At 71.2% G+C, this 12,925-nt stretch carries 13 protein-coding genes; 5 read left to right on the top strand and 8 right to left on the bottom strand.

The genetic code is table 11. From position 1 onward, the window contains the following. Positions 1–193 precede the first annotated feature (193 nt). Together AC3IPY_RS04505 and AC3IPY_RS04500 are read right to left on the bottom strand one after the other, a co-directional pair. Entirely contained in the window at positions 194–1,555 is a 1,362-nt protein-coding gene (locus tag AC3IPY_RS04505) for a serine hydrolase domain-containing protein (RefSeq protein WP_489186967.1), read from the bottom strand. A gap of 53 nt (positions 1,556–1,608) precedes the next feature. Then, positions 1,609–2,820 carry an MFS transporter gene (locus AC3IPY_RS04500; protein WP_489186965.1) on the bottom strand — a complete coding sequence of 404 codons (1,212 nt, stop codon included), beginning with the start codon at positions 2,818–2,820 and terminating at the stop codon, positions 1,609–1,611. A 78-nt stretch (positions 2,821–2,898) separates the two neighbouring features. Here AC3IPY_RS04500 and AC3IPY_RS04495 point away from each other — a divergent pair, with 78 nt between their 5' ends. Further along, complete coding sequence (locus AC3IPY_RS04495) at positions 2,899–3,357, top strand: winged helix-turn-helix transcriptional regulator (protein ID WP_489186964.1); 459 nt, start codon at positions 2,899–2,901, stop codon at positions 3,355–3,357. 51 nt (positions 3,358–3,408) lie between these two features. Here the strand turns inward: AC3IPY_RS04495 and AC3IPY_RS04490 are convergent, their stop codons facing one another. From AC3IPY_RS04490 to AC3IPY_RS04480, 3 genes are all read right to left on the bottom strand, one after another. Continuing rightward, a complete protein-coding gene (locus AC3IPY_RS04490; RefSeq protein ID WP_489186963.1) occupies positions 3,409–4,035 on the bottom strand; it encodes a VOC family protein in 627 nt (208 codons plus the stop codon). 113 nt (positions 4,036–4,148) lie between these two features. After that, positions 4,149–5,831: a carboxylesterase/lipase family protein gene (locus tag AC3IPY_RS04485; RefSeq protein ID WP_489186962.1), complete on the bottom strand. Its 1,683-nt coding sequence runs from the start codon at positions 5,829–5,831 to the stop codon at positions 4,149–4,151. Positions 5,832–5,954: 123 nt separating this feature from the next. Beyond that, entirely contained in the window at positions 5,955–6,587 is a 633-nt protein-coding gene (locus AC3IPY_RS04480) for a CGNR zinc finger domain-containing protein (RefSeq protein ID WP_489186961.1), read from the bottom strand. 63 nt (positions 6,588–6,650) lie between these two features. Between AC3IPY_RS04480 and AC3IPY_RS04475 the strand changes: the two genes are divergently transcribed. From AC3IPY_RS04475 to AC3IPY_RS04460, 4 genes are all read left to right on the top strand, one after another. After that, a complete protein-coding gene (locus AC3IPY_RS04475) occupies positions 6,651–7,949 on the top strand; it encodes an MFS transporter (RefSeq protein WP_489186959.1) in 1,299 nt (432 codons plus the stop codon). A 97-nt stretch (positions 7,950–8,046) separates the two neighbouring features. After that, positions 8,047–8,265 (top strand): DUF2188 domain-containing protein, encoded by a 219-nt coding sequence (locus tag AC3IPY_RS04470; RefSeq protein ID WP_489186957.1) that lies wholly within the window; start codon positions 8,047–8,049, stop codon positions 8,263–8,265. Between the two features lie 236 nt (positions 8,266–8,501). Continuing rightward, on the top strand, positions 8,502–9,191 hold the full coding sequence (locus AC3IPY_RS04465; RefSeq protein WP_489186955.1) for a class I SAM-dependent methyltransferase: 690 nt from the start codon (positions 8,502–8,504) through the stop codon (positions 9,189–9,191). Between the two features lie 228 nt (positions 9,192–9,419). After that, a complete protein-coding gene (locus AC3IPY_RS04460; RefSeq protein WP_489186954.1) occupies positions 9,420–9,650 on the top strand; it encodes a YybH family protein in 231 nt (76 codons plus the stop codon). A gap of 52 nt (positions 9,651–9,702) precedes the next feature. Here AC3IPY_RS04460 and AC3IPY_RS04455 read toward each other — a convergent pair whose 3' ends face one another. Genes AC3IPY_RS04455 through AC3IPY_RS04445 form a run of 3 tightly spaced genes read right to left on the bottom strand, consistent with a single transcriptional unit; the run spans position 9,703 to position 12,916 of the window. After that, positions 9,703–10,626, bottom strand: a complete 924-nt coding sequence (locus AC3IPY_RS04455) for a carbohydrate ABC transporter permease (RefSeq protein WP_489186953.1) — start codon at positions 10,624–10,626, stop codon at positions 9,703–9,705. Then, positions 10,623–11,564: a carbohydrate ABC transporter permease gene (locus tag AC3IPY_RS04450; protein WP_489186952.1), complete on the bottom strand. Its 942-nt coding sequence runs from the start codon at positions 11,562–11,564 to the stop codon at positions 10,623–10,625. The genes AC3IPY_RS04455 and AC3IPY_RS04450 overlap by 4 nt, the downstream gene beginning before the upstream one ends. After that, positions 11,561–12,916 carry an ABC transporter substrate-binding protein gene (locus AC3IPY_RS04445; protein ID WP_489186951.1) on the bottom strand — a complete coding sequence of 452 codons (1,356 nt, stop codon included), beginning with the start codon at positions 12,914–12,916 and terminating at the stop codon, positions 11,561–11,563. Before AC3IPY_RS04445 ends, AC3IPY_RS04450 begins: the two co-directional genes overlap by 4 nt. Positions 12,917–12,925 lie beyond the last annotated feature (9 nt).

The raw sequence follows: 12,925 nt of genomic DNA, 5'->3' as shown, positions 1-12,925 counted from the left end.
CTGAGTGAACGCCCGGCTCCGCGCTTGGGGGGTGAGAGCCGGGCGCCCGTTCGGCGGGAGAACCCCGCCTCACCCGCGACCTGAGACGGTCGCGTATGTGCGGGCGACGCTACGCCGCCCCGCCGAGATCCGCGAGCGCACTCGGCGCACTGCGAGCGACCTCCCAGCCCGCTGTCGGACTCCGCGGCGCGCGTCAGCCGAGCGCGGCGATCGCGTCGGCGACGAGCCGCACCTCGGACGCCTCGTCGTCGAACGCCGGCGTGAAGCCCATGCGCACGACGACGAGGTCCTCGGAGGGCACGATGACGACCTTCTGGCCGTCGTGGCCGCTCATGTGGAACGTGTCGGCGGGCAGCTCGGGCCAGCGCAGGCTGCCGTCGGGCAGCGCGTTGACGCGGAAGCCCATGCCGTAGCCCGGGTCGTCGGTCTGCTCGACGTCGGTGACGGTGAGGCTCTGCGTCATCCAGTCCACTGGCAGCATCCGCTCGCCGTTCCACTCGCCGTCCTGCAGCGCGAACTGCCCGACGGCGGCCCAGTCCCGCGGGGTCGCCCAGAGATACGAGGAGCAGACCGGTGTGCCCGCGGCATCCGGCTCGAAGATCGCCGACGACAGGCCGAGCGGACCGAGCAGGGTCTGCCGCGGCAGGTCGGCGCCGAGGCCCGTGCGCTCGGCGAGCACCGAGCAGAGCAGGGTCGTGCTGCCGCTGGAGTACTGCTGGTACGTTCCCGGCTCGTGCAGCAGGGGCAGGCTCGCGACGTAGGCGCCCATGTCGGGCTCGAGGTAGAGCATGCGCGTGATGGGCGTGCCGAGGTCGTAGGTCTCGTCCCACTCGAGGCCGCTCTGCATGCGCAGCAGGTCTTCGACGGTGATGTCGGCGCGCTCGTCGTTCCACTCGGGGCGCAGGTGGTCGTCGTCGAGCGAGACCACGCCCTGCTCGACGAGCACGCCGGTCATGAGGTCGGTCACGCTCTTGGACATCGACCAGCCGAGCTGCGGGGTCGAGGCGTCGAAGCCGTCGGCGTAGCGTTCGGCGACGAGTGCGCCGCCCTTCGCGATGACGACGGCGCGCGTGCCGAGCGCTTCGGTGTCGGATGCCGCGAGCCCGTCGCCGAACGCACGCCCCATCGCCTGCTCGAGGGCGGCCCCCGCCTCGGGGGTCGGCGCCTCGGCGCTCGCGTCGCCGGCGAACGGGTTGCCGTCGTCGTCGATGGGCGTCGCGTCGCCGAGTTCGGGGCGATCCCAGGCGAGCGTGCAGCCGAAGCCCTCGGTGAACCAGGCGCGCTGGTGCGCGATCGCGCCCAGGACCGAGGCCGTCGTCGTACCGGCATCCGCGTCGGCGTCGACCTGCAGGTACGGCACGAGAGGGTTCGGCGGCAGGTCGGTCGCGGGGTCGTCGCGACCGGCGACCTCGGTGACGGCGCAGGCGTTGTGCGCCGCATAGCCGGTGCCCGTGAGCAGGATGGGCTTCTGCCATAGGTAGACCCCGGTGAACGCGGCGATGAGGACGAGGGCGGTGACGGCGACGATGACGATCACCCGACGGAGGATGTGCACCAGCGGATGCTAGCAAGCACCTCGCCCGCGACCGAATCGCGGTCGGTTTCCGCTCAGAGTGCGCCCTCGGCCGGCAGCGCCCCGGTCGTCGCCGGGCGAGGGCGCGGCCCGAAGTTGGCGACGACGAGCGCGGCGAATCCGATCAGCAGGATCAGCGGGGTGCCCACTTCGAGCGCGACCTGCAGGCCGACGGTCGTTGCGAGCGCGCCCAGCCCCAGCGCGGCGAGGGCCTGCACGAGGTAGCCGACCACGTACGCCGCCGAGATGACCGCCGCCCGCTCGTCGGCAGGGGCGGTCGCGGTGACGAGTCCGAGGCCGCCGGAGAACATGAGACTGTAGCCTCCGCCGGCCACGATGGACGCGGTGATGAACGCGGGCAGCGAGTGCGCCGCACCGGCCAGCACGAGCAGGCCCAGCCCTGCCACGGCGAGCAGCGGGCCGATGGTCACGGCGAGGCGCGGCCGCATGCGCCTGGCGACGATTGCGACCACGCCGATCACGACCGCCGAGAGCGCGATGATCGAGCCGTCGACGAAGGCATCGTCGGATCGCACGAGGTCTCGGGCGATCTGCGCCCCGAGCGCGAGGAAGATCGCGCCCATCGCGTAGGCGGCGGTGATGCCGAGTGTGCCGGCGACGAACGGCCGGCGCTCGGCACGCGGCATCCGCGGCACTCGGGGTCGCCAGGGGGCGGCGGCCTCTTCACGGGTGTGGCGCGGCAGCGCGAACGTGAACGCGGCGACGACGACCGTCACGGCGGTCAGCACCCAGAAGCTGAGATGCATGGGAGCCGGGGCGTACTGGACGAGGAATCCGCCGAGGACGGTCGAGAGCGCCAGCCCGGTCGCGGTCGCGGCCGTGGTCGCCGAACTGGCCCGGCTCGCCCCGTCGGGGCCGCCGAACTCGACCATCGCGGCCGTTGCCGGACTCAGCGAGAGGCCGACGCCGACGCCCATGAGCCCCCGCCCGATGAACACCCAGGTGAGGTCGGGCGCGAGCCCGAACGCGATCGCCCCGAGGCCGAGGGCGGTGAGGCCCATGAGGATCACGGCGCGACGGCCGATGACGTCGGAAAGGTTGCCGAACACGATCAGCACGGGCACCAGCACGATCGGGTAGATCGCGAAGATCGCCGTGGTCACCGTCGGCGGCACGTTCCACTCCGCGGCGTAGAGCGGATAGACCACGGTCGGCGCCCCGCTCGCCCAGAGCGCGAGCCCGGCGACGGCGGCGGCCGTGAAGAAGCTTGCTCGTCTGCCCAGCATGCGACACCCCTCTGAGTTGGAATGCACAACGTAGCATGCTGAATCTGATTCTCCTATCCAGGCGGGTATCATCGATGCATGGCCGACACCGCCCCCTCACTGCAGCGCTGCTCGATCGCGCGCACCCTCGACGTGCTCGGCCAGAAGTGGTCGCTGCTCATCGTGCGCGAGGCGATGTGGGGGCGAACCCGGTTCGCCGAGTTCCGCGAGCGGTTGGGGGTCGCGCCCGACATCCTCACCGACCGCCTGGGCCGCCTGGTCGAGGCGGGCATCCTCACCCGTCGCCCCTACCGCGATGAAGGCGAGCGCGAGCGCGAGGAGTACGTGCTCACCGACGCCGGGCGCGCCCTCACCCCCGTGCTCGCGGCCATGGTCGCGTGGGGCGACGAGTTCCGCCCGACCGGAGTCGGGCCGGCGAGCATCTACACCGCACGCGATACCGGGGCGCCCGTGCGACTGGCCTTCCTCGACGCCGACGGCGTGGAGCATGCCCGCGCCGAGGTCGTGCCGGTGCGCGGACCGGGCGCGCTCGGCTGAGCCGCGCCGCCGGTCCCGGTCGCACGTCGAGGCGGCCTGATCCGAGCTCGTCTACGCCCAGACGAACCCGTCGGGGTCGATGAACGCGCCGCCGTCGGAGTCGACGCGGATGCGGTGCGAGCCCGTGCCCTCGGCGTCGACGCCGGCCTGCTTGGCGAGGGCGCGGCGCTTGTAGAGGCCGAGGCCGATGGGGCTCTCGCCGGTCGCGAAGTCGACGTAGCTGCCGAAGCTCTTGCCGACGGCGAGGCCGCGGGCCGTGTAGAACCTCTTGCTCGCCGACACGTCTTCGGCGCCGAGGAGCAGCACGAGGTGCTCGAACGCCTTGGTGGCGGGGCCGGTGTCCTTCTTGTTCGAGGTCGCGAGGTTCCAGATGGCGCCGTCGGGCGCCTGCACGACGCCGCCGAAGCCCCAGAGCGACTTCTCCATGGGCTTCAACGGGGTCGCGCCCGCGTCGATCGCCGCAGAGAACAGCGCCTGCACGTTCGCGGGCTGGGCGACCACGAGCGACAGCGTGTATCCGCGGAAGCCGCCGGTCGCGGCATCCGATGCCACGGTGCGCACCTGCTGCTCGAGGCCGAACGCGTCCTGATAGAACCGCGCGGCCGCGTCGGGGTCGGAGGCCTCGATCGTGATCGAGGCGATGGTCGAGATGGTCTGAGTGGTGTCGGTGGTGTTCATGGTCTTGAACCTACGCAGGGCCGCGGCATCCGGCTTCTTGATTTCTGATCGATCGATCGGCCCCCGGTCTCGATACGGCGCCGGCGCGCCTGCTCGACCAGCGTTCGAGGCCGTCACCCCGCCAGCGACGGCGCGAACGCGTCCCAGGCGCGGCGGCGTTCGGCGCGCGGATCCGACTCGATGCGATCCGTCGCGTCGATCACGAGCGTCGCCCGTGTGCCCTCGTCGTAGCGGGGCCAGAGCTGACCCGGGCCGCCGCGCTCGGGACTGCCGCGCCCCGGCTCGCCGCGCTCGGCGAAGTGCAGCCAGAGCCGACGCATCCGCTCGCCCGCGTCCTTGTACGCCTCGTACCCGCCGAGCGAGGTGATCATGCGAGCCAGCGGAACGTCGGTGCGGTCGAACAGGGCGAACATCTCGATGCCGTGGGTCGCGTCGAGACCGACGAGCTTGAGCAGCCGCGGCGCGAAGTCGAAGCGGTAGACCCAGACCGGCGCCCACCGCGAGGCGACGTCGGCGACGCGCGTGCTCGGATACCAGAAGCCGTAGTCGCCGCCGAAGTCCGCCGCCGGGCGCCGGGCCGGCAGGTCGGGGTACGCGTCGCGCATCGGCTGCCGGGCGTCGCCGGGGGCGCGCGCGAACAGATCGTCGATGCGACTCGCGCTGCGCGGCAGGATGTCGACGCGGCCGCGGAAGATCGACCCCTCCCGCGCGTTCGTGCCGATGATGAGCGGCACCCGGTGCGCGCGCCCCTCGCGGAACGCGACGAACGGCCGCTCGGGCACGATCTCGCCGTCGACGACGGGTGCGAAGCAGAAGGCGCCGGGGTAGGCCTCGGGCGTGCGCACCTGCAGGGCGACGGATGCCGCGACGAGATCATCGACGTCGGCGTCGGCCAGCAGGCGATCCGCGGATGCCGCGGCGCGGTCGGATGCGTCACGATCCGACGAGGCACGGTCGAGGGCGTTCTCCCGAACGGTCTCGCGCAGGAGCGCGACGTACTCCGACGCCCACCGCGCCGCGAGTTCGCGCGAGTAGACCGCGTCGGGCGGCGGACTCTGCGCGATGGCCCCGGCGAAGAGTCCGCGCGCCGAGGGCATCGTCATGAGCGTGGTGACCGCGTTGCCGCCGGCCGATTCGCCGAAGATCGTCACCCGCGACGGGTCGCCGCCGAACGCGGCGATGTTCTCGCGCACCCAGCGCAGGGCGGCGACCTGGTCGCGCAGGCCGAGGTTGCTCTCGAAGACGCGGCTCGCGCTGCCGTACCTGGTGAAGTCGAGGTACCCGAGCGCGCCGAGCCGGTAGTTGAAGCTCACGTAGACGACCCGCCCGCTGCGCACGAAGCCCTCGCCCTGGCCCGAGAAGTCGCGCGACGAGCCCGCGCTGTAGCCGCCGCCGTGCAGGAACACCATGACCGGGAGGGGCGGTGCGCCGCGCGAGTCGGGCGCGCGCGGCACGCCCGGCTCGCCCGGCACGCCCTGCTCGCGCTCGGGCGCGAACACGTTCACGCTGAGGCAGTCCTCATCGGCGTGCGCGAGCACGGCGCCCGGCCGCACGAGCCGCACGACGCGGGCCTGCGGCGCCATGGCACCGAACCTCGCCGCCTCGCGGATGCCGTCCCACGGCTCGACCGGTGCCGGCGCCCGGAACCGTCGCGACCCCGTCGGCGCTGCCGCGTACGGCATGCCCCGCCACGCGAGCACCCCGCCCTCGCGCACGCCGCGCACGAGGCCGCCGGTGACGCGGACCAGCAGTCCGTCGTCGCCGGTTCCCCCGGTGCTGCCGAGGTCTTCGCTCATCCGTTCACGCGGCTCACCGGCCCATTCAATGCCCGGGAGCGGGTGGCCGCCAGTGCTTGCGCCGAACGGAGGGGGGCGGTATCGGTGTCGGCCCGGCCGGTCTCAGGGTCTCGATGCGCTCCGCTACTCGACCGACAGGGCTTCGGATGTCGCGGCCGCTGCATCGCGCACGCGCGCGTAGTGCTCGCGCACCCGGTTGCGGTTGCCGCAGTCGGAGGCGACGCACCAGCGGCGGTTGTGCCGGGGCGACGTGTCGAGGAACACCCAGCCGCACTCCGCGTCGGAGCACTGGCCGAGCCGGTCGAGGTCGTCGCGCAGCAGCAGGTCGACCGCGGCGAGCGCGATGCGCCGACGCGGCAGCGCGAGGTCGAGCGGGAACGCCCAGCTCCACCCGTCGCCGTCGCGCTCGAGTCGCCCGGCCGCAACCGCGGCCGCATGCTCGCGTACGACCGGTTCGCTCGGCGCCGCCTCGTAGGCGGCGGCGTACAGCGCCTCGCGGAGGTCGAGCACCGCACGGAGTTCGTCGGCGGCGCCGGCGGCATCCGTCTCGCCGAGGCGTGACAGTTCGGCCCCCGTGACGGCGTCGATGAGCCCGACCTGCTCGGTCCAGCGCACGACATCGGCGTATGCACCGACGTGTTCGAGACGCCGCTCGGGGCTGAGCCGCCACGACACGGTGTTGACGAGATCGAGCGCCACGGCCCCCGCGACCTGCGGATAGGTCTCGCGTGAGACGTAGGGTGCGGCATCCGTCATGCGACGAGTCTAATGCCTGACCGAGGCTTTACCCATTCGCGCCGATCTGCCATCGTATAACGCATGACCTCCGCTACAACCATTAGCAGCGAGACGCGATGGAAGCGCGACTTCGGCTCGCTCTGGACCTCGCAGGGCGCGTCGGTGATCGCCCAGCAGGTCGGCGAGCTCGCGCTGCCCCTGCTCGCGGTGCTCGTGCTGCACGCCTCCGCGGCCGAGCTCGGCCTGCTCGCCCTCGCGCGCTGGGTGCCGTTCCTGCTGCTGGCGCTGCCGCTCGGCGTGCTCGTCGACCGAGTTCGGGGCCGCCCGCTCATCGTCACGGCCGACTGGTCGCGCGCGGCACTCAGCCTCGCGATCGCGGCGACCGCCATCGCCGGGGTGCTCTCGTTCCCCCTGCTCGCCGCGCTGGTCGCGATCATCGGATGCTTCACCGTGCTGTTCGAGGTCTCGTACCAGTCGGTCGTGCCGGGCATCGTGCCCGCCTCGCACCTCTCGTCGGCGAACGCGAGGCTGCAGGCGACCTCGGCGGCCGTGGAGATCGGCGGACCGGGCCTCGGCGGACTGCTCGTGCAGCTGCTCACCGCGCCGTTCGCGATGCTCGCCGACGTCGTCGCCTACGCGGTCTCGGCGATCGCGATCGGCCGCATCCGCACGCCCGAGATCCCGGCCGGGCGCACCGGCACCTTCGTCGCCGAGCTCCGCGGCGGCCTGCGCCATGTGCGCGGCGACCGCTACCTGATGGCGAACCTCGGCTTCTCGGCGCTCTACAACCCGTTCGCGCAATGGATCATGGTGCTCTTCACGCTGCACGCCGTGACGTCGCTCGGCCTCGACCCGGCGCGACTCGGGCTCGTGCTCGCGATCGGAGCGGGCGGCGCGCTCATCGGTTCGCTGCTCGCCGCGCCCGCCGTGCGCCGGTTCGGGGCCGGGCCGCCGCTGCTCTGGTGCGCGGTCGTCGAGTGCGTCGTGCTCCTGCTGGTCCCCGTGGCGGATGCCTCGTGGGGCGACCTGCTCGTCATCGCCATGCTCGGCGGGGTGTTCGCCGTCAACGGCTTCGGCACGGCCATGTCGAGCGTGATCCTCGTGACGATCCGCCAACTGCGCACGCCCGACCGACTGCTCGGACGCGTCAATGCGAGCATGCGGTGGATCACCTACGGCACGATCTCGCTCGGCGCCGCCGCAGGCGGCTTCGTCGGCGAGCTCGTGGGGACCCGCGCAGGACTCGCGATCGGTGCCGCGCTCTGCCTCGGCACCGTGGTGTGGGTCGCGCTGTCGCCGCTCCCCCGCATCGGCGACCCGGCCGAACTCGCGATCGCGGGTCGCACGGATCCCGTGCCGGCCGCGGCATCCGACAGATGAACACCACGTCAACCTGCTGACACGCGACCCTCATCGGCGTACCGTGGCGCTCAGCGCGGCCTCACGGTGCGCGCGACACGACACGAGGGGGCGGCACATGGCCGATGGCGACGTCGAGACGCATTCCAATCGCGGGCAGTGGGAGAACCGCGTCGAGGGGCATCCGGAGGATTCCCAGAGCTACGCCGACCGCGACGAGGCGATCGAGGCCGGGCGGATCTACGCCGAGGAGCACGGCACGGCGCACACGGTGATCGACAGCGATCCGACCGGCGTGATCACCGACGAGGACCCGCCGACGGACGAGCCGGCGTAGCTCGGCCGAGGGACGACCAGCGAGCCGGCGTAGCCAGGCCGGGGCCGCTGTCGGGCGGTGTCCGTTGCCGATCGGACGCTACACGGCTAAACGGCTGCATGGCTGCATGGCTGCATGGCTGCATGGCTGCATCATCTCCGAACGGATGCCTCGAGCCGAGCCTTTCCCCAGCGCGCGGCGTTGCCGAACCGGCAACCCGGCGTGCCATCGCCGCGCCCGAACCGTACGCTCGTGACATGACCGCACCTGCCCACGAGGCCGAACACGAGCACGACCACGAGCATGAGCGCGGGCACCAGCACGACGAGGCCGCCTCGATGTTCGAGGCGCCCGGCTGGGAGCAGCGCTACTCGGGCGAGCAGACCGTCTGGAGCGGCAACCCCAACGCGCAGCTCGTGGCCGAGGCATCCGCGTTGACCCCTGGCACCGCGCTCGACGTGGGCTGCGGCGAGGGCGGCGACGTGATCTGGTTGGCGCAGCAGGGCTGGCGCGTGACCGGGGCCGACTTCTCGACGAACGGCCTCGCCCGTGCCGCCGGCCACGCCGAGGCCGCCGGCGTCGCCGGGAACACCGACTGGTGGCAGGTCGACGCCCGCACGTTCGCCGCGGGCGGTCGGCAGTACGACCTCGTCACGACGCATTTCCTGCATCCGCCGGACGGCGGCATGGTCGACGTGACCCGCCGCCTCGCGGAGGCCGTCGCGCCCGGCGGTCACCTGCTCGTCGTCGGCCACGCCCCGTCCGAGAAGTTCACCCACCTGAGCGAGAGCCATCGGTCGGCGATGTTCCTCGCCGATGGCCTGCTGCCCGCCCTGCCCGAGGACTTCGACGTGCTCGTGGCCGAGCAACGCCCGCGCACGATGACGCGCGACGGCGTGACGATGGACGTCGAGGACGCCACCCTGCTCGCCCGCCGCCGCGCCTGACGCACCCGGATCGTGCCGGCCGGTGATTGTGGCCGGCCGCAGACCGGAGGATCCTGTGATCCATGAACGACCGTGAAGAGTTCCTGATCTGGGTGCAGAACGAGTTCGTGCGGGCCGAGCGGGCGATGTTCGACGGCGACGACGGCCCGCGTCGCGCGATCTGGTCGAGTGAGGAGCCGGTCAGCGTGCTCGGCGCGTGGCGCAACGCCGCGAATCGCGCCGAGCTGCGTGGAGGCGTTCGAGGTGCTCTCGGCGACCTTCTCGAACTGCACCGAGTATTCGTACGACCTGATCACCTTCGACGTGCGAGGCGACCTCGCCTACACCGTGGGCTACGAGCGCGTCTCGGCCTCGATCGACGGCGAGCCTCGCACGTTCACGCTGCGCGCGACACAGGTCTACCGCCGCGAGCCCGGCGGCTGGCGCATCGTGCACCGCCACGCCGACGACGTCGGGTAGGGGCGAGCCGGTAGACGAAGGCCCACCCGCTCGACGCGGGCGGGCCCTCGGATCATTCCTTCGTCGAGCCGGCGAGCATTCCGGAAACGAGCGCTCGCTGCGAGAAGAGGAACAGCACCAGCACCGGGAGGATCGCGATGACGATCGCGAGTGCCAGTTCGGGGCTGGTGATGTCCAGACCCGCTCCCGCGACCGGGTTGAACGACGGTGTCGACGACAGCAGTTGGTTCAGGCCCACCTGGATCGGGAACTGGCTGCTCTTGGGCAGCACCAGGTACGGCAGGAAGAAGTTGTTCCAGTTGCCGACGAAACTGAAGAAGGCGACCAGGGCAACGACGGGCTTCGCGAGCGGCAATGCGATGCGCACGAAGATCTGCCACTCGTTCGCGCCGTCGATGCGCGCCGCCTCGAGCATCGATCGCTGCAGGCTCGTCGCGAAGTAGATGTACACGAGGTACACGCCGAACGGGTAGAACGAGAACGGCAGGATGACCGACCAGATGGTGCCGATCAGTCCGAACAGGTTCAGCTCGAGGAAGATCGGGAGCACGAGCGCCGACGACGGCATGATCATGACGATGAGGGTCGTCATGAGCAGCAGCTTGCGCCCGCGGAACCGCGTGAGCGCGAGTGCGTAGCCCGCGGGCACGCTCGTGACGAGTGTGAGCAGCAGCGCGATACCGGAGTACACGGCCGAGTTGCCGAGCCATTGGAAGACCGCGCCGCCCTGGAAGTCCATGAGGTGGTTCCACGCGACGGCGAGCTGCTCGAAGGAGCCGAACGACAACGGCGGCCGGTCGATGAGCTCCGAGGCCGTCTTGGTCGGGGCGAGCAGCACCCAGATCGCCGGGATGACGAAGAACACCAGGAGGGCGGCCAGCACGATGACGACCACGGCCATCGAGGCGAACGAACCGGCCCTGGGCCGACGCGACCTGACGGGCGAGGAGTCGACCGTCGAATTGAGTGCACTCATTCTTCTTCATCCACCTTGAACAGACCGGAGCGGGTGACGAGCACCACGGCGAGGATCACGCCGATCACCAGCAGGAACAGCGAGATCGCGGCGGCGCCGTTGAAGTCGCCGTTCTGGAAGGCGAACACGTACGCCAGCTGGTTCGGCGACCATGTCGGGCTGACGCGCCCGAGACTCGCCGTCTGCAGGAGCTGCGGCTCGACGAAGAGCTGGGTGCCGGCGGCGAACGCGAGGATCGCCATGTACACGATCCACTTTCGGATCATGGGGATCTGCACGTGCCAGGCCGTCTTCCACGGCCCGGCGCCGTCCATGCGCGCGGCCTCGAGCACCTCGTCGGGAATGTTGTTGAGTGCGCCGTACATGACGACGATCCATCCGCCCGCGCCCGTCCAGAAGGCGATGATGACGAAGATCACCGGCAGGTTGGCCGGGTCGAGCACCTGGCCGAAGGTGTCCATGCCCATGGCACGCAGCAGGCCTGCGGCCGGGCTCACGTTCGGATCGAGCATGAAGAGCCAGACGAGCACGCTGGCGACCCCGGCCAGCGCTCCGGGGATGTAGTAGAGGAACCGGAACACCGCCGACAGACCGGGGCGCATGCGGCCGCGGAGGATCACGGCGACGACGACCGTGAGCACGATGACGGCCGTGAGCCACATCACGAGGTACACGGTGATGTTCAGGAACGCCGGCGCGAACCGGTAGTCGCCCATCACCTTGACGAACTGGCCGAGACCCGTGAACTGCCCGAGGTCGTTCGTGAACGCCAGGTAGATGGCGTAGACCGTGGGGAACACGCCGAAGGCCAGCAGCAGCACCACGTACGGGGCGGCGAAGACGAGCCCCGCCCAGCCCACCCGGCGGCGCGGAGCGCGCCGCCGGACGGGCTGGGCTTCGACGAGGGCGGCTGCGCGCCCGGCATCGAGAGCGGTCATTCGTTGACGACCGTGTACCCGACCGACTCCGCCTCGTCGGTGATCGCCTGCTGCCAGGCCGGGAGGGTGTCGGTCAGGGACGCACCGCCAGTGATGGCCGGCAGCACGACGCTCGACCAGGCCGTCGCGCTGTTGAAGCGGGTGTTCCCCCAGCCCGTCCAGACGGCGTCGGCGGCGACGGTGAACGCCTCGGTGATGTCGTTCGCGAAGTAGTCGCTGTTCGCGGGGTTCTCGAGCCACACCTTCGCGCCGTCGACGTACGCGGGGTACGTCGGGGCGTTCTCGAGGTTCTCGTCGGAGGTCGTGAGCCACTCGGCGAGCGCCGTCGAGGCCTCGAGGTTCTTGCTGTGCGCGGACACCATCCACGTGCCGCCGCCGACGTTGCCGGTCACGGCGTCACTCTCGCCGTCCCACTTGAGCGGGACCGCAGCGCCGATCTGGCCCGCGGGCACCTTGAACGCCGAGTCGAAGAGGTACTTGCCGTACCACGAGGGGCCATTGGCCATGAGCACCTTGCTGCCGTCGAAGCCCTGGCTGAAGAAGCCCTCGGTGCTCACGGAACCGGCGTCGATGAGCGTGTCGAGCAGCGTCGACATGCGCGTGCACGCCGGATCGTCGAGCGCGACCCGCAGGGTGTCCGCAGACTGCAGCTCCTGCGCCGGGCAGGCCGCCGACCAGAAGTACGACTCGTGCGAGTTGGTGTCGCCGACCGAGCCGACCAGGTAACCGGGGTGCTCGGCCGCGACCTTCTCGCCGAGGGCCTGGTACTCCTCCCAGGTGGTCGGGACGTCGTAGCCGAACTCGGTCATGAGCGCGTCGTTGTACCAGAGCACGACCTGCGCGATGTCGTTGCGGAGGCAGTACGTGTCGCCGTCGACTTCGCACGGGGTGAGCGATCCGGCCGCGAAACCGTCGAGCACGTCCTGGTCGACGAGGCCCTCGTTCAGCGGGGCGGCGAACGGTGTCTTGCCGGGCGAGGTGGGCTTGGTCGCCCAGGTGATGTCGGTCGGCGTACCGAAGACGACGTCTGGCCACCCTTCGCCGGTGCGGTCGAAGAGCTGCACCTTCGTCTGCAGGTAGGTGGAGCCGTCGGCGCCGCCGTCATAGGTGACGATGTCCATCTTCACGTCGGGGTTGGCCTCCTGGTACGCCTCGACCGACGCGAGGCGGGTGGAGTCGGCCCAGACGACGATCTCGGACCCGGCGACCTGGTCGACGGGCTCGAACGCCGCCGACGTGTCGGTGGCGGACTGCTCGGCGCTGGCGCAGCCGGCGAGCAGGGCGATGGTCGTGATCGCCGTTGCGACGAGCGCTCCGCGTCGGGCGACGCGGAGGGGCGGGGTTGACTGCATTGTCGTTCC

This window comes from Agromyces sp. GL_144 (genome assembly GCF_057834305.1).
Note: the sequence above shows the minus strand (reverse complement) of the source record. Positions and strands in the feature narration are given on the sequence as shown.

Bases quoted from the DNA above. Each gene is read 5' to 3' on its own strand.
- AC3IPY_RS04500 (WP_489186965.1), bottom strand. From the start codon at position 2,820: ATGCTGGGCAGACGAGCAAGCTTCTTCACGGCCGCCGCCGTCGCCGGG.
- AC3IPY_RS04495 (WP_489186964.1), top strand. From the start codon at position 2,899: ATGGCCGACACCGCCCCCTCACTGCAGCGCTGCTCGATCGCGCGCACC.
- AC3IPY_RS04490 (WP_489186963.1), bottom strand. From the start codon at position 4,035: ATGAACACCACCGACACCACTCAGACCATCTCGACCATCGCCTCGATC.
- AC3IPY_RS04485 (WP_489186962.1), bottom strand. From the start codon at position 5,831: ATGAGCGAAGACCTCGGCAGCACCGGGGGAACCGGCGACGACGGACTG.
- AC3IPY_RS04480 (WP_489186961.1), bottom strand. From the start codon at position 6,587: ATGACGGATGCCGCACCCTACGTCTCACGCGAGACCTATCCGCAGGTC.
- AC3IPY_RS04475 (WP_489186959.1), top strand. From the start codon at position 6,651: ATGACCTCCGCTACAACCATTAGCAGCGAGACGCGATGGAAGCGCGAC.
- AC3IPY_RS04470 (WP_489186957.1), top strand. From the start codon at position 8,047: ATGGCCGATGGCGACGTCGAGACGCATTCCAATCGCGGGCAGTGGGAG.
- AC3IPY_RS04465 (WP_489186955.1), top strand. From the start codon at position 8,502: ATGACCGCACCTGCCCACGAGGCCGAACACGAGCACGACCACGAGCAT.
- AC3IPY_RS04455 (WP_489186953.1), bottom strand. From the start codon at position 10,626: ATGAGTGCACTCAATTCGACGGTCGACTCCTCGCCCGTCAGGTCGCGT.
- AC3IPY_RS04450 (WP_489186952.1), bottom strand. From the start codon at position 11,564: ATGACCGCTCTCGATGCCGGGCGCGCAGCCGCCCTCGTCGAAGCCCAG.
- AC3IPY_RS04445 (WP_489186951.1), bottom strand. From the start codon at position 12,916: ATGCAGTCAACCCCGCCCCTCCGCGTCGCCCGACGCGGAGCGCTCGTC.